At 72.0% G+C, this 14,934-nt stretch carries 14 protein-coding genes; 10 read left to right on the plus strand and 4 right to left on the minus strand.

Annotated features, from left to right (window positions below):
* Window positions 1-9 precede the first annotated feature (9 nt).
* The gene (locus ACZ6EG_RS10025; RefSeq protein WP_391970780.1) at window positions 10-768 is read right to left on the minus strand and encodes an SLATT domain-containing protein; all 759 of its coding nucleotides are present in this window, start codon (window positions 766-768) and stop codon (window positions 10-12) included.
* Window positions 769-1,021: 253 nt separating this feature from the next.
* Between ACZ6EG_RS10025 and ACZ6EG_RS10030 the strand changes: the two genes are divergently transcribed.
* The 3 genes from ACZ6EG_RS10030 (at window position 1,022) to ACZ6EG_RS10040 (ending at window position 2,704) form a co-directional block, all read left to right on the plus strand.
* Window positions 1,022-1,366, plus strand: a complete 345-nt coding sequence (locus tag ACZ6EG_RS10030) for a YbaB/EbfC family nucleoid-associated protein (protein WP_356602293.1) — start codon at window positions 1,022-1,024, stop codon at window positions 1,364-1,366.
* A gap of 86 nt (window positions 1,367-1,452) precedes the next feature.
* Window positions 1,453-2,052, plus strand: coding sequence for a recombination mediator RecR (gene recR, locus ACZ6EG_RS10035; RefSeq protein WP_391970778.1), 600 nt, complete (start codon window positions 1,453-1,455; stop codon window positions 2,050-2,052).
* The gene (locus ACZ6EG_RS10040) at window positions 2,045-2,704 is read left to right on the plus strand and encodes a DUF5063 domain-containing protein (RefSeq protein ID WP_225637804.1); all 660 of its coding nucleotides are present in this window, start codon (window positions 2,045-2,047) and stop codon (window positions 2,702-2,704) included. The genes recR and ACZ6EG_RS10040 overlap by 8 nt, the downstream gene beginning before the upstream one ends.
* On the opposite strand, the gene ACZ6EG_RS10045 is transcribed toward ACZ6EG_RS10040, so the two are convergent.
* Complete coding sequence (locus ACZ6EG_RS10045) at window positions 2,697-3,044, minus strand: hypothetical protein (protein ID WP_469603190.1); 348 nt, start codon at window positions 3,042-3,044, stop codon at window positions 2,697-2,699. The two genes, ACZ6EG_RS10040 and ACZ6EG_RS10045, sit on opposite strands and share 8 nt — an antisense overlap.
* On the opposite strand from ACZ6EG_RS10045, the gene ACZ6EG_RS10050 reads away from it, so the two are divergent.
* Entirely contained in the window at window positions 3,019-3,330 is a 312-nt protein-coding gene (locus ACZ6EG_RS10050) for a Scr1 family TA system antitoxin-like transcriptional regulator (RefSeq protein WP_469603193.1), read from the plus strand. The genes ACZ6EG_RS10045 and ACZ6EG_RS10050 overlap by 26 nt on opposite strands.
* A 349-nt stretch (window positions 3,331-3,679) precedes the next feature.
* The gene (locus ACZ6EG_RS10055; protein WP_469603196.1) at window positions 3,680-4,681 is read left to right on the plus strand and encodes a hypothetical protein; all 1,002 of its coding nucleotides are present in this window, start codon (window positions 3,680-3,682) and stop codon (window positions 4,679-4,681) included.
* Between the two features lie 11 nt (window positions 4,682-4,692).
* On the opposite strand, the gene ACZ6EG_RS10060 is transcribed toward ACZ6EG_RS10055, so the two are convergent.
* The gene (locus ACZ6EG_RS10060; RefSeq protein ID WP_469603198.1) at window positions 4,693-6,912 is read right to left on the minus strand and encodes an FG-GAP repeat domain-containing protein; all 2,220 of its coding nucleotides are present in this window, start codon (window positions 6,910-6,912) and stop codon (window positions 4,693-4,695) included.
* Window positions 6,913-7,213: 301 nt separating this feature from the next.
* Between ACZ6EG_RS10060 and ACZ6EG_RS10065 the strand changes: the two genes are divergently transcribed.
* The 4 genes from ACZ6EG_RS10065 to ACZ6EG_RS10080 all read left to right on the plus strand — a co-directional run bounded on the left by ACZ6EG_RS10065 (window position 7,214) and on the right by ACZ6EG_RS10080 (window position 12,029).
* On the plus strand, window positions 7,214-8,506 hold the full coding sequence (locus ACZ6EG_RS10065) for an aspartate kinase (protein ID WP_356602277.1): 1,293 nt from the start codon (window positions 7,214-7,216) through the stop codon (window positions 8,504-8,506).
* Window positions 8,506-9,582 carry an aspartate-semialdehyde dehydrogenase gene (locus ACZ6EG_RS10070; protein WP_391970772.1) on the plus strand — a complete coding sequence of 359 codons (1,077 nt, stop codon included), beginning with the start codon at window positions 8,506-8,508 and terminating at the stop codon, window positions 9,580-9,582. The genes ACZ6EG_RS10065 and ACZ6EG_RS10070 overlap by 1 nt, the downstream gene beginning before the upstream one ends.
* A 486-nt stretch (window positions 9,583-10,068) precedes the next feature.
* The gene (locus ACZ6EG_RS10075; RefSeq protein WP_053142636.1) at window positions 10,069-10,644 is read left to right on the plus strand and encodes a SigE family RNA polymerase sigma factor; all 576 of its coding nucleotides are present in this window, start codon (window positions 10,069-10,071) and stop codon (window positions 10,642-10,644) included.
* A 317-nt stretch (window positions 10,645-10,961) separates the two neighbouring features.
* On the plus strand, window positions 10,962-12,029 hold the full coding sequence (locus ACZ6EG_RS10080) for a hypothetical protein (protein ID WP_391970771.1): 1,068 nt from the start codon (window positions 10,962-10,964) through the stop codon (window positions 12,027-12,029).
* Between the two features lie 48 nt (window positions 12,030-12,077).
* Here the strand turns inward: ACZ6EG_RS10080 and ACZ6EG_RS10085 are convergent, their stop codons facing one another.
* Window positions 12,078-12,872, minus strand: coding sequence for an SURF1 family protein (locus ACZ6EG_RS10085; RefSeq protein WP_391970770.1), 795 nt, complete (start codon window positions 12,870-12,872; stop codon window positions 12,078-12,080).
* Between the two features lie 142 nt (window positions 12,873-13,014).
* Between ACZ6EG_RS10085 and ACZ6EG_RS10090 the strand changes: the two genes are divergently transcribed.
* The gene (locus ACZ6EG_RS10090) at window positions 13,015-14,862 is read left to right on the plus strand and encodes a S9 family peptidase (RefSeq protein ID WP_391970769.1); all 1,848 of its coding nucleotides are present in this window, start codon (window positions 13,015-13,017) and stop codon (window positions 14,860-14,862) included.
* Window positions 14,863-14,934: the final 72 nt, after the last annotated feature.

Raw genomic sequence — 14,934 nt, forward strand, 5'->3', positions numbered from 1 at the left:
CGCCGCACCTCAGCGCGGCTCCGGCGGCCGCTGCCTGGGCATGTTCGGCCGGGCGCCGTTCGGCGTCACCGAGAACCGGCCGGGCCCGGCGAAGCCGCCCGCCTCCGCGCGGCCCGCCCCGCCGGCCACCCCCGACTGGAGACCCAGTGGCGCCGCGCCGGACCGGAAGTCGACCATCCAGTCCGCGGTCTCCGCCCGCACCAGGTCCGTCATGTCCTCAGAGAAGCGGCGCAGCACCAGCAGGCACCGCTCGGCCGCCTCGCTCGCCGTCCCGTCCGCCGGCCCCAGCACCTCGCGCACGCTCTCCGACGCCCAGTCGAACTGGAGCACCTGGAGCCGCCGCTGCACCGCCTGTGCCGTCGCCACGTCCCGCATCCACCCGGACGTGACCCCGAAGTACCGGTCCGCGGCCACGCACGCCACTCCGAACAGCAGCGCCAGATACCCCCAGGGCGCGGCTCCGCCCACCAGCCCCGACATGTCCAGCAGGGGCAGCGCGGCCCCGGCGACCGCCCCGGTGGCGGCTCCGCCGCGCAGCGCCACGGCGCTCCGCCGCTTCCAGAGCCGGTCCGCCAGGTACCAGGCGGCCGTGTCCAGCGCGCCCCGCTCCACCCACCGGTACAGCTCGTCCAGCCGCTCCGCGGGCAGTGCCCAGTCCCCCAGGGGGAACGCCCGACCGGTCAGGTCGCCCGGCCGCAGCCCGGCCGCCCCCTCGCTGCCCCGCCCGTCGTGCGGCGGCCCCTCGGGCTGCATCTCCGGCTGACCCACCCGCACTCCCTACTGATCACCGTCCGTGAGGACCTGAAGACCTCATGCGCCGGAACCTTCCTACCGCCCAACGGGTGGCCGAGCCCCGGGTTCAGCCGCTTTTCCGCCCGGAAGAGGGCCTTGATCAGGTAGAGGGAGCGCTCGATATCACTCGAAAGAGTGCTGGGGCGAGGGCCGCCCGGACCACGTAGGCTCGTGCCGAACGGCAAAACCCGCGGCGACCCCGCGGCAACAGCGGCGACAGGAGCTGAACGTGATCCCCGGTGGTGGCCAGCCCAACATGCAGCAGCTGCTTCAGCAGGCCCAGAAGATGCAGCAGGACCTCGCCCAGGCCCAGGAGGAACTGGCGAGGACCGAGGTCGACGGGCAGGCGGGCGGCGGCCTGGTCAAGGCCACCGTCACCGGCTCCGGCGAGCTGCGCGGCCTCGTGATCGACCCGAAGGCGGTGGACCCGGAGGACACCGAGACCCTCGCCGACCTGGTCGTCGCCGCCGTCCAGGCGGCCAACGAGAACGCGCAGAACCTCCAGCAGCAGAAGCTCGGCCCCCTCGCCCAGGGCCTGGGCGGCGGCAGCGGCATCCCGGGCCTGCCCTTCTGAGCCCGCCGTGCCCGCCCGCCTTTCTCAGACCGGGCAAAGCCCTCTACCGTACGTAGTGCAGGTATCTCAGGAAGGACGGCAGTCCGTTGTACGAAGGCGTGGTCCAGGACCTCATCGACGAACTGGGGCGGCTGCCCGGCGTCGGTCCCAAGAGCGCGCAGCGGATCGCCTTCCACATCCTCCAGGCGGAACCGACCGACGTACGGCGGCTCGCCCAGGCCCTCATGGAAGTGAAGGCCAAGGTCCGCTTCTGCGCCACCTGCGGGAACGTCGCGCAGGAGGAGCAGTGCACCATCTGTCGCGACCCGCGTCGCGACCCGTCCGTCATCTGCGTGGTGGAGGAGCCGAAGGACGTCGTCGCCATCGAGCGCACCCGCGAGTTCCGGGGCCGCTACCACGTGCTCGGCGGCGCGATCAGCCCGATCGACGGAGTCGGCCCCGACGACCTCCGCATCCGTGAACTGCTGGCCCGCCTCGCGGACGGCACCGTCACGGAACTGATCCTGGCCACGGACCCGAATCTGGAGGGCGAGGCCACGGCCACGTACCTCGCCCGCATGATCAAGCCCATGGGCCTCAAGGTCACCCGCCTGGCCAGCGGCCTCCCGGTGGGCGGCGACCTGGAATACGCGGACGAGGTGACCCTCGGCCGCGCCTTCGAGGGGAGACGACTCCTAGATGTCTGACGCCACGCTGCACGCGACGAACCAGAACCCCGACGACTTCGCCGTCCAGATCGCCGACCAGATCGAGAGTTTCCTGGTCGCCGTCACCGAGGTCGCCAAGGGCGACGAGCCGGACTCGGCGGTCCCCTTCCTCCTCCTGGAGGTCTCCCAGCTGATGCTGGCCGGAGGCCGTCTCGGCGCCCACGAGGACATCGTCCCCGACGAGCGCTACGAGCCCGATCCGGGCCCGGAGCTGGACGTGGACGACCTCCGCGAGAACCTCGCCCGCCTCCTCGAACCGATCGACGTCTACTCCGAGGTCTTCGACCCCTACGAGCCGCGCAAGGCCCCGGTCCCGGCCCGTATCTCCGACGACCTCACCGACGTCATCACCGACCTCCGCCACGGCATGGCCCACTACAAGGCGGGCCGCACCACGGAGGCCCTGTGGTGGTGGCAGTTCTCCTACTTCTCCAACTGGGGCTCCACGGCCTCCGCGACCCTGCGGGCGCTCCAGTCCGTGGTGGCCCACGTCCGTCTCAACCAGCCCCTGGAGGAGCTGGACGGCCTCGACACCGACCAGGACCTCGGCGACGACGCCCTGGAGCGGGAGGCCGGCCGGGTCATGGTGGAGGAGATCGCCGGCCCGCTGGGCCTGCGCCCGGTCACGTGACACGGACCGCCGCGCACACATGCGGCGCGGTCGCCGTCGGCACGCTGTACCAGCGCAGGGGCCACGTGTTGCCCTCCAGCGCCGGGATGCCGATGTAGGTGACGGTCCGGGTCCCGCCGCTGTGCCGCTGCACGCCGAGCGGCCAGTCGTACGCCGCGACCGCCCCGGGCGCCAGCAGGAAGTAGACCCACCGCTCACCGCTCCCCTCGCACACGATGGGCCCCGCGTCCTCGTCCGTCGCCTCGACGAGCCAGTCGGCGACCAGCTCCCGAACAGGGCGTACGGATGCCGACGTGAGGCGGGCGCAGGAGCTCGTGGAGCGGGAGAGGGAGGCGATCACCTACCGGTCGTACGAGTCCGGGCTGATTCCCGGCCTCTTGCGGACTCCGGGATACATGCGGTCTCTCATCGAGAGCCGAGTTCCGCCCCTCGACGAGGAGACGGTGGAGGAGCGGATCACGGGCAGGTCGGAGCGGCAGGTGATGCTCACGGAACGCAAGCCGCCGGTGGCTTGCGCGTTCACCGTCTACGAGGCCGCTCTGCGCGTCCCTCACGGCTTCGGAACGTCGAGTTGCAGGTGCTGCCCTTCGAGCATGCCCCCTTCAGCGCGGGGATGGGCCCCATGATCACTCCACGTCTCCGCCCCGGCGTGGTCGGCGTTCATCGCCGCAGTTCGGCCCGGAGCTCGAGCCTCGGCATTCGGGCTCTTCCCCTGGTCTTCTGGTCTGGTTGACATACCCAACCCACCAAGTCCGCAGGTGAGTTGAGGCGGCATACCTCGTACGGGTGACGATCCGTGATCGGCTTGCGTCGCTGAGTGAAGTCACTCTAGGTTCGCGGCAAGTGCCCACTGAATAAGTCGGCCCCGGCGGTGCTCCAACACCAACTCCGGGGCCTCACCGACGCATCGAATCGAGACCTTTCGATGGTGGCTTCCGCCAACCCTAGTCCGCCCTGCCGTCCCCGTCCCACCCGATGGCCAATGCGGGCTACGGAAAACGCCCCGCAGGTGACGAGGACCCGCACGCCGACCCGGACTTCGCACACCTGCCCCCGCGTGAGGCCGAGATCGCCGTCTTCGTCGACCACCTCGACGACGGACACGCGATGGGCCACAAGGTGCTCGCGGCGCAGCCCCCCCGCTACGGCCAGCAGGCGATGCGTACGTCCCTCAACCGCCTCGCCGTGGCCGGCCACCTGCGCTGGATCAGGGAGCACATCACCGTCGAGGACCACACCATGCGGTGGGTCACGCGGACGTACTGGTCGCGTACGCGCAGGTCGGAGGCGTGGTGGGAGGAGTTCGCGCGGGAGCGCAACGGCCGGATCGTGTCGGCCGACCACCGCCCCGGCCTGGCCCGCACGGAGGAGCCCGAGCTGCCGGAACCGCAGGCCGCCGCGCAGCCCGACCCCCATCCCGAGTCCGCCTCCGAGGGCGGGACCTCGTACCTCGCCCTCGCCGCACTGCGCGAGGCGGACGCCCGTATGTCCCTGTCCGAAGCCGACTGCCGGTCCCTCGCCTCGCTGGCGGAGGAGTGGCTGTCGCGCGGGGCGACGCCGCAGGACATCACCCGCGCGGTGACCGAGAACCTCCCCGCGACCGTGAACAACCCGGGCGGTCTTGCCCGCAACCGACTGGAGAACAGGATGCCCCCCAAGAAGCTGAAGGTCCGTCAGAAGGCCGCCCCGCGCCGGGCCCGTGTGACCCGCGCGGTGATCTGCTGCATGTCCTGCGACGCGGACGAGCTGACGACGACGATCAAGGGCGGCATGTGCCCGGACTGCTACGCCGAGTTCGACGCGGCCGAGGCCGCCGAGGAGGCAGGGGCCGTGGAGCCCGGGTACGTGCCGGACACGTTCCTGGCCGCCCCGGACGCAGACGCCGTGTACACGTGGGTGGACGTCCCCCGCCGCGCGGCGGAGGTACGCGCGGCGGGCGGCCTGCGACCGAGGACGGAACGGGCGCCGGGGGACTGAGCCCGACCCGGTCAGGACACCGACGTGACGTTCTGCTGCCCCGGGAACAGGGTGGAGGCCTCGCGGGCGGCGAAGGGGGCGCGCCAGTCGCCGGTGCCCGCGTAGAAGTACCTCGTGCCGTTGCTGCCGTGGGCGAACAGGTCGGGGTGCCCGTCGTGGTTCGCGTCGCCGATGCCGACGGTCTCCTGGTAGGTGTTCCAGCCACCACCGATGCGTGTGCGGGCGGCGAACGTGCCGTCGCCCCTGCCGAGGTGGAGCCAGAGGACGCCTGCCGCGTCGCGGGCGACCAGGTCGCCGGTCGCCGCGCCGCCGATGTCTCCGGTCGCGGTGATCTGGTCGTAGGCGCCGTAGCCCGTACCCGCCTTGACGCGCCCGGCGAAGGGCGCGCGCCAGTCGCCGGTGCCCTTGTACAGCCACAGGACGCCGCTCCTGTCGGTGGCCAGGAGGTCGGACTTGCCGTCGTTGGTGACGTCACTCCCAGCGGCGATCTTGTCGTAGACGCCCCAGCCACCGCCGACGCGGGTGCGGGTGGCGAAGGTGCCGTCGCCCTTGCTCAGGTAGAGCCAGAGGACGCCCGCCTTGTCACGCGCGACCAGGTCGCCGTGCGCGGCGCCGCCCAGGTCACCGCCCGCCTCGATCTGGTCGTAAGTGTTCCAGCCGCCGCCGACGAGGCCGCCGCCGCTGCTGCCCGTGTGGCTCAGTCCGCCCTCGCGCGTGTAGTGCGCGTCGTCCCGCCAGAGCCGGCCCGAGGAGTCCCGTGCCAGGAGGTCCGGGCTGCCGTTGTCGGTGAAGTCGTGCGGAGAGGCCACCGAGCGGACGACCTTGAAGGTGCCGGAGCGGGTGAGCGTCGGGCCGATGTCGTTGAGCGGACGGGCCGCGATCTCCCACGTGTAGTCACCGTTGTAGGCGCTCAGGGACCCTTGGTCGAGGTCGCCGTTCCAGGCTATGGAGAACCTCGCCGCCGTCACGTGCCGCATGGTGAACTCGGCGGTCTTCCCCGTGCGGTCGTGGCGCAGGGTGACCTTCAGTTCGGCGTTGGGACGCGACAGGTTCCAGACCATGGGCACGGCGGTGCCGTTCGGGCTGAAGTCGATCACCGACGGGACGTCGTGACGGCCGAGAGCGAGCTCGGTCGGCTCGCCGGTGCTCGCGACGAGGGTCGCGGTCGGGGCGGCGCCGTCCGAGCCGGGGGCGACGCGGTAGACCCCTTCGCCCTCCGCGACCGTACCGCCGCGGACGTGAAGCACACCGGAGGGGGAGGTGTCGGCCGAGACGACGTGGTCCAAGAGTTCGGTCGTGGTCCCGTCCTTGAGGCTGTAGGCGGTCAGGGGGTGCAGCGGATCCGGTGCCCCGGCGGTGAGTCCGCCCTTTCTGGCGTAGGTCAGGTAGTCGCCCTGAAGACCGATCTCGAGGTACGGGGACAAGTTGTCACCCATGGGGATCCGCTGGTTCCGCCCTGTGTCGCGGTCGCGCACCACCACGTTGGTCTTCGCGTCGTCCCGCTCGACCCAGGCGACGTGGGTCGCGGAGAGGGCGATGTCATTGGCCACGTGGGTCGCGTTCGACAGGTCGGGTTCCGTCACGGCGCCGGTGGCCAGGTCCAGCAGTCCCAGACGCCGTTCCGATGAGCCCGTCGTGTACCTGACCAGGGCGTCGGCGGAGGTGCTGGTCGCGATGAAGTGGTTGCGCGCGTCCTGCGGCAGTCCCGTCACCGGTGCTGAGCCGTCCGCGGTGTGCATCCGCAGTTCGCTCCCGCCCGTCGCGTCCCGATCCGTGGTGAAGACGGCCTGCCCCGCGGCGCCCGCGTAGTCGACCCCCTCGGCCGGCGCGGTGGGGACGCTCAGTACGGTCCTGCCGGTGGCCAGATCCCGCACCTCGACCCCGGGATCGCCGATCAGCGCGACCAGGTCCCCGTGCCCGGTGGCCCGTACGGCGACCTCACCCAGCTCGGTCACCGCCCCGTCCGAGGCCCGCACCCAGGACCTCTGGCGCATGGCCGAGTCCCTGACCACGTAGCCGGACGCGGTCACGCTGGTGAGTTCCCGATCGGCCGGGAACGGGGCGACGGAGTCGGCCGCCGCCTGGAGTCCTCCGGCCGAGACCGGCGCGGAGACCGGCGCGGAGGGCGCGGCCCCGGCAGGGCCGGACGTGCCGGTCAGCCCCGCGGTGACGGCGAGGACAACGGTGACGGCAGCCGTGAGGCGCCGTCCGGACGGGCGTACGTGAGACAAGGCGGTGATCCTCCCCAGGGCATGGCGCACCGCGCGCCACGGACCTCAGACTCACCACGGGCCCCAAGGGTTGCCCCGCGCCCGACTTCGGGTTCTACACAGCGCACAGACCTTTGTGAACGTGTGACTCACCGCACTTTCCCGAGTGACGCGTCCCCACCTGGGCATGAGCCAGCCTGAGCGAGTACCCGGGTCTCATCATGCGATACCGCAGTGGTGGAATCCGGACGCTCGGTAAAATGAGCCGACCGCAGTACATATACGTACGTGCGGAAAGAGACGGACTGAGCGAGGAGCGCACGTGGGCCTTGTCGTGCAGAAGTACGGAGGCTCCTCCGTAGCCGATGCCGAGGGCATCAAGCGCGTCGCCAAGCGGATCGTGGAAGCGAAGAAGAACGGCAACCAGGTGGTCGCCGTCGTTTCCGCGATGGGCGACACGACGGACGAGCTGATCGATCTCGCCGAGCAGGTATCCCCGATCCCTGCCGGGCGCGAACTCGACATGCTGCTGACCGCCGGGGAGCGTATCTCCATGGCGCTGCTGGCCATGGCGATCAAAAACCTGGGCCACGAGGCCCAGTCGTTCACCGGCAGCCAGGCCGGAGTCATCACCGACTCGGTCCACAACAAGGCCCGGATCATCGACGTCACGCCGGGACGCATCCGCACCTCGGTGGACGAGGGCAACGTCGCCATCGTGGCCGGCTTCCAGGGCGTCAGCCAGGACAGCAAGGACATCACCACGCTGGGCCGCGGCGGGTCCGACACCACGGCCGTCGCCCTCGCCGCCGCGCTCGACGCGGACGTCTGCGAGATCTACACCGACGTCGACGGCGTGTTCACCGCCGACCCGCGCGTGGTGAAGAAGGCGAAGAAGATCGACTGGATCTCCTTCGAGGACATGCTGGAGCTGGCGGCCTCCGGCTCCAAGGTGCTGCTCCACCGTTGTGTGGAGTACGCCCGCCGGTACGACATCCCGATCCACGTCCGGTCCAGCTTCAGCGGACTCCAGGGCACCTGGGTCAGCAGCGAGCCGCGCGTTCGATCGTCACAGCAGCAAGGGGAAAAGCAGGTGGAGCAGGCCCTCATCTCCGGTGTCGCGCACGACACCTCGGAGGCCAAGGTCACGGTCGTCGGTGTGCCGGACAAGCCGGGAGAGGCGGCCGCGATCTTCCGCGCGATCGCCGACGCCCAGGTCAACATCGACATGGTCGTGCAGAACGTGTCCGCGGCCTCCACCGGCCTCACGGACATCTCCTTCACCCTGCCGAAGACCGAGGGCCGCAAGGCCATCGACGCGCTGGAGAAGAGCCGGGCCGGCATCGGCTTCGACTCGCTGCGCTACGACGACCAGATCGGCAAGATCTCCCTGGTCGGCGCCGGTATGAAGAGCAACCCGGGCGTCACCGCCGACTTCTTCACCGCGCTGTCCGACGCCGGCGTGAACATCGAGCTGATCTCGACCTCCGAGATCCGCATCTCGGTCGTCACCCGCAAGGACGACGTGAACGAGGCCGTCCGCGCCGTGCACACCGCCTTCGGGCTCGACTCCGACAGCGACGAGGCCGTCGTCTACGGGGGCACCGGGCGCTGATGTCCGACATCCAAGGCGCCGGGCGCACCGGGCGGCCCACCCTGGCCGTCGTCGGAGCGACCGGCGCCGTCGGTGCTGTCATGCTCCAGATCCTGTCCCAGCACGCGGACGTCTGGGGCGACATCCGCTTGATCGCCTCACCGCGCTCCGCCGGCCGCAAGCTGACCGTGCGCGGTGAGGAGGTCGAGGTCGTCGCGCTCACCGAGGAGGCCTTCGACGGGGTCGACGTCGCCATGTTCGACGTGCCCGACGAGGTCTCCGCCCAGTGGGCGCCGATCGCCGCAGCCAAGGGCGTGGTGGTGGTCGACAACTCCGGCGCCTTCCGGATGGACCCGGACGTCCCGCTGGTCGTGCCCGAGGTCAATCGACACGCGGTGCGGATGCGGCCCCGCGGGATCGTCGCCAACCCCAACTGCACCACGCTGTCCATGATCGTGGCGCTGGGCGCGCTGCACGCCGAGTTCGGGCTGCGCGAGCTGGTCGTCTCGTCGTACCAGGCGGTGAGCGGGGCGGGACGGGACGGCGTCGAGACGCTGCGCCGGCAACTGTCCCTGGTCGCCGGCACCGAACTGGGGACCCACCCGGGCGACGTGCGGCGGGCCGTCGGCGACGACACCGGACCGTTCCCGGAGCCGGTCGCGCTGAACGTCGTACCGTGGGCCGGGTCGCTGCGCGAGGACGGCTGGTCCTCGGAGGAGATGAAGGTACGGGACGAGTCCCGCAAGATCCTCGGGCTGCCGCACCTGCCGGTGGCCGTGACCTGCGTCCGCGTCCCCGTGATCACCACGCACTCCCTGACCGTCCACGCCCGCTTCGAGGGCGAGGTCACGGTGGACCGGGCCCGGGAGATCCTGGCCACCGCGCCCGGCGTCGTCCTCTTCGACAACCCGGCCGCGGGCGAGTTCCCCACCCCCGCCGACGTGGTCGGCACCGACCCGACCTGGGTCGGACGGGTGCGCCGCGCGCTGGACGACCCGACGGCGCTCGAACTCTTCGTCTGCGGGGACAACCTGCGCAAGGGCGCCGCGCTGAACACCGCGCAGATCGCGGAAGTGGTGGCGGCCGAGTTCGGCTGACCGGCACCGTCCGCGTCCTCCGGGACGGAAAAGTCCTGGCCGCTGTGGGTTTGCTTTGTAGGATCCATGAACGAGATGTGATCCGGAAGTTGGTCCGGACTACTTGTACCCGGCACCCGTGGCATCAGAGGATTTCCTCCCCGCCCTCCGCAACCGTGCGGAGGGCGGGGAGCGTCTTTGCGGTCACCCATTCAGGGCGCCAAGGCGCGTGAGTCGGCGTGGGGACGCCGAGGACGGGCGTGGGGACGCTCGTTCACATGGGACATAGGGGAAGAGCGGGACGATGAGTGCCTATGACGCACCGTCAGTCGGGCGGCAGCCCGGCAGACACGGGAACGTGACGCCCGGCGCGTACAACCCTCACGGGGGTGGGCGTGTCCAACTGGCGTGGCAGAGGTTCTCGATTTCCCCGCGGCGACGCGTGGCCCCGCAGTGCGGCCACCCGTCCGGTCCGTCCGTCCCCGTAGGGCCGGTCCGGCCGGTGGCATGCCGGTGATCGCGCCCATGCCCGCAGCGCGGCCGGCCCGCATATCGAACCAGCGCGACGGCGCGGAGGACGTGGTGGCGGCGGGTACCACCGTCGACCACCTCACCGAGACGTACCGGGCGCACTACCGCTCGCTGCTCGGCCTCGCCGCCCTCCTCCTCGACGACACCGCCTCCTGCGAGGACGTCGTCCAGGAGGCCTTCATCCGCGTCCACTCGGCGCGCAAACGCGTCCGCGACCCGGAGAAGACCCTGGCGTACCTGCGTCAGACGGTCGTCAACCTCTCGCGCTCCGCGCTGCGCCGCCGCATCCTCGGGCTCAAGCTGCTCTCCAAGCCGATGCCGGACATGGCGAGCGCGGAGGAGGGCGCCTACGACCAGCTGGAGCGGGACTCCCTGATCAAGGCGATGAAGGGGCTCCAGCGCCGCCAGCGCGAGGTCCTGGTCCTGCGCTACTTCGCCGACATGACCGAAGCGCAGGTCGCCGAGACGCTCGGCATATCCCTCGGCTCGGTCAAGGCGTACGGTTCGCGTGGCATCGCGGCGCTCAGGGTGGCCATGGAGGCACCGGTATGAGCGACGGCAAGGAACCGCGGCACGACGCGGGCCCGGAGTCCGGGGCCGCGGGCGAGTCCGCCACCCGGGAGGGCGTAGAACGGGACGGGTCGGCCGAGCAGGACGAACCGGTTGAGCGGGACGTGCCGGCTGGGCGGGACGTGCCGGCTGGGCGGGACGAGTCGGTTGAGCGGGCTGAGGGGACAAGCCCGGTCGAGGAGAGCGGCCTGGTCGAGGAGGTCGGTCCGGTCGCGGTGAGAGGTCCGGTGCGGGCGAGCGGCCCGGCCGGGCTGAACGGGAAAGAGCAAACGAAGCACACGCACGCAGGGAACCGAACTGTGAACCACGGCCCCGCCGACCAGGGCCCCGACACCCGAGGGCCCGAAGGGCTCGGCTCCGACGAGCTGGCCCTGCGCACGATGCTGCACCACGCCGTCCAGGACGTGGAGCCGAGCGACGGAACCCTGGAGCACCTGCGCCGCGCGGTGCCCGCCCGGCGGGCCCGCAAGCGCCAGGCCGTCGTCGGCGTGGCCGCGGCCGTCCTCTTCGTCGGCACGGCGATCCCGGCCCTGGTGCACGTCTCCCACACCACCGGCCCCGGCGCCGATCCGTCCGTCGCCGGCCACGCCTCCCAGGCGCAGGGCGGTGCCTCCCAGGGCAAGGACCCGGCCGGCGGCCAGAGCGGCGTCGCCGGCTCCGCCGGCACGGCCGAGGACAAGGACAAGGGCGACCCCGACGGGGAGACGCCCCGGGACGAGGAGAGCGGCGCGGCGGGTTCGGCACCCGGAGCCGATCCTTCCGCCAGCACCGCCGTCGAGGGCGGGGCCCCCGCGTGTACCGCCCAGCAGCTGGGACCGGCCGTCGCGAGCAGCGCCGCGCCCGACTCCACGGGTGTGGTCTACGGCTCCTTCCGCGTCACCAACGTCTCCTCGGACGGCTGCACCGTCGTCGGTCCCGGCAGCCTGGTCGCCACTCCGCAGGGTGCGGCGGAAGCCACCAGGATCGGCACCGCACGGCACGCGGCCGGGGACGCCGCGGCCGGACTGCCCGACCCGTCCCTGGAGGCCGCCTCGCTGGCCCTGGCACCGGGCTCCGCCTACGAGGTGCAGTTCGCCTGGGTGCCCTCGGAGACCTGCCCCGCCCCCGGTGACACCACCGGCGGCGGCACCGGAGGTCCCTCGCCCGCCCCCTCGCCCACCGAGGTCCCGACCACCGCGGGCGGCACCTCCACGGGCGGCGGCGACACCGGGACCACCACCCAGCTGGTCACCGAGGACGGCCCGGCCGGCGGGAGCGTGTCGGTCACCTACACCCCGGAGGGCGGCGAGGGCTCGGCGACGGCCACGGTGTCCGACGCGTGCGCGGGGACCGTGTACTGGACGGGCGTACTGGCGGGTACGGCGTAGGACGTCCGGCGCCCGACGTGAATCCCGGTCGGCTGCCGGCGCCCGGCGTCAGACTCCGGTCGGCTGCGGTTCCCGGTCGTCCTCCGGGGCGGCCAGCCCCAGCTCGGCGTCCCGGGCCAGCTCGACCTCGCGGCGCAGCAGCCGGAACCACATGAAGATCACGAAGCCCACGAAGGCGAACCACTCGGCGGTGTAGCCGAGGTTCTGGAACGCCTTCAGGTCCAGGCCCGTGTTCTGCGGCGCGCTCACGGGCACGGCCCGCATCCCCGAGTCGCCCTCGTTGAGCGTGACCCACGCGTCGTACACGTCGTACGGCACCAGGTTCAGCAGGGTGGCCGCGCTGATCGCCCCGGTCTGTCCCTCGGGCCATCCGGAGCGGCCGCTGACGCCGTTGCTGCCCGGCGACTCGGCGGCCTGGAGCGCACCGGTGACGGTGACCTCGCCGGTGGGCGGGGCGGGGGCCTTCGCCGGGTCGGGGGTGCCGGGCAGCCAGCCGCGTACCACCGGCAGCGCCTCACCGGTGTCGGTGCGCAGCAGCGTGAGCACGTAGTAACCGTCGCGGTCGTCCAGCTTCCGCTCCGGGACGAGCAGCTGTTCGTCGTACCGGCCGGTCACCGTGGTCTGCTCGCCGACCGTCGACTTGTCCACGGGCAGCAGCTCCGCGAGCGGACGGGCCGCCTGCCGACCGGCCGACTCGTCCTGCGTGGTCGCCGTCTCGTGGTCCTGCACCCGGTCCTCGAACCGGCCCAGCTGCCAGGAACCCATGAAGATGCAGAAGGGGATGGCCAGGACGACGAAGACGTTGATCCCCCACCAGCGGGGCGTCAGCAGAAACCGGTACACGCCCTCCACGGTACGGGGCGCGGCCTCGCGGTCTGCCCGCGGGGCTGTGGAAAAGCGGGGGCGGGGCCTCGGACGGGCGGAGTTTTCCACAGGCTGGGGATCTGATCTGCGCGTTGTCCCCCGGTGGAGGCAGTATGGGGCCATGACTGAGAGCAACGGGTCCGTGTCGTCGGGCCAGCGGTGGGGACAGGACGACCGACGTGGCGAGGAGATGCCCGACTGGGAGAAGAGGTTCCGGGCGCCGCGGGTGTCGCTGCCCGACTGGGCCGAGGACGCACCGGACCGTTCCCTGTTCGTGTCGAACGCCACGGGGACGTACGAGCTGTACGCCTGGGACCGGGTGACCGGTGAGCAGCGCCAGGTCACCGACCGGCCCAACGGCACGACGGACGGCGTGCTCTCGCCGGACGGCGACTGGATCTGGTGGTTCGACGACAAGGACGGCGACGAGTTCGGCGTCTGGCGCCGTCAGCCCTTCGCGGGCGGCGAGGACGAGCTCGCGGTGCCGGGCCTCGACCCCTCCTACCCGGCGGGCCTGGCCCTCGGCCGGGACGGGCGCACGGCGGTGATCGGCCGCTCGACCGACGAGGACGGTACGACGATCCACCTCGCGTACGCGGGCGGGCCCCCGGCGCAGATCTACCGGCACCGCGAGTCCGCGGGCGTCGGCGACCTCTCCCACGACGGCACACTGATCGCCGTCGAGCACACGGAGCACGGCGACGCCATGCACTCGGCGCTGCGCGTCCTGCGCCCCGACGGCACCACGGTCGCCGAGCTGGACGACACGCAGGGCGGCGAGGAGGAGCTGGGCCTGGAGGTCCTCGGCTTCGCGCCGGTCGACGGCGACACCCGCCTGCTCATCGGCCACCAGCGCCGGGGCCGCTGGGAGCCCCTGGTGTGGGACGTGGCGACGGGCGAGCAGACCGACCTCGCCCTGGAGCTGCCCGGCGACGTCAGCGCCGAGTGGTATCCGGACGGCGGCGGCCTGCTGATCGTGCACGGCTTCGAGGCCCGCAGCGAGCTGTTCCGGTACGACTTCGCGACCCGCGAGCTGGTGGAGATCGAGACCCCGGCAGGCACCGTCTCCGGGGCGACGGCCCGCCCCGACGGCAGCGTGGAGTACCTGTGGTCCTCGGCCGCCGAACCGTCGGCGGTGCGCTCCACGACCGGCCGGGTCGTCCTGGACCCGCCCGGCATGAAGTCGCCGGGCTCGGTCCCGGTGGAGGACGTGTGGGTGGACGGCCCGGGCGGCCGCATCCACGCCCTGGTCCAGAAGCCGGCCGGCACCACCGGCCCGCTGCCGACGGTCTTCGACATCCACGGCGGCCCGACCTGGCACGACAGCGACGCCTTCGCCGCCGGGCCCGCGGCCTGGGTCGACCACGGATACGCGGTGATCCGCGTCAACTACCGCGGCTCCACCGGGTACGGCCGCGCCTGGACCGACGCGCTCAAGCACCGGGTCGGCCTCATCGAGCTGGAGGACATCGCGGCGGTGCGCGACTGGGCGGTCGCCTCCGGCCTCGCGGACCCCGAGCGGCTGATCCTCACCGGCGGCTCCTGGGGCGGGTACCTCACCCTGCTCGGCATCGGCATGCAGCCCGAGGCGTGGACGCTGGGCATCGCCGCGGTCCCGGTCGCCGACTACGTCACCGCGTACCACGACGAGATGGAGGCACTGAAGGCCCTGGACCGCACCCTCCTCGGCGGCACCCCGGAGGAGGTCCCCGACCGCTTCGAGGCGTCGTCCCCGCTGACCTACGTCGACGACGTCAAGGCCCCGGTCTACATCTCCGCCGGCGTCAACGACCCGCGCTGCCCGATCCGCCAGGTCGAGAACTACGTCGACCGTCTGGCGGCGAGGGGCGCGGTCCACGAGGTGTACCGCTATGACGCGGGGCACGGGTCACTGGTGGTGGACGAGCGGATCAAGCAGATCCGGCTGGAACTGGACTTCGCGGCACGGCACCTGCCGACGGCTCCGTAGGCGCAGGCGGAGTCGTCCCGGGGCCGGGGCCGGGGCCGGAACCGCGTGGCGGGCGGCGGGCGGCGGGTCGGC

It is taken from the genome of Streptomyces sp. NPDC041968, from assembly GCF_055589025.1.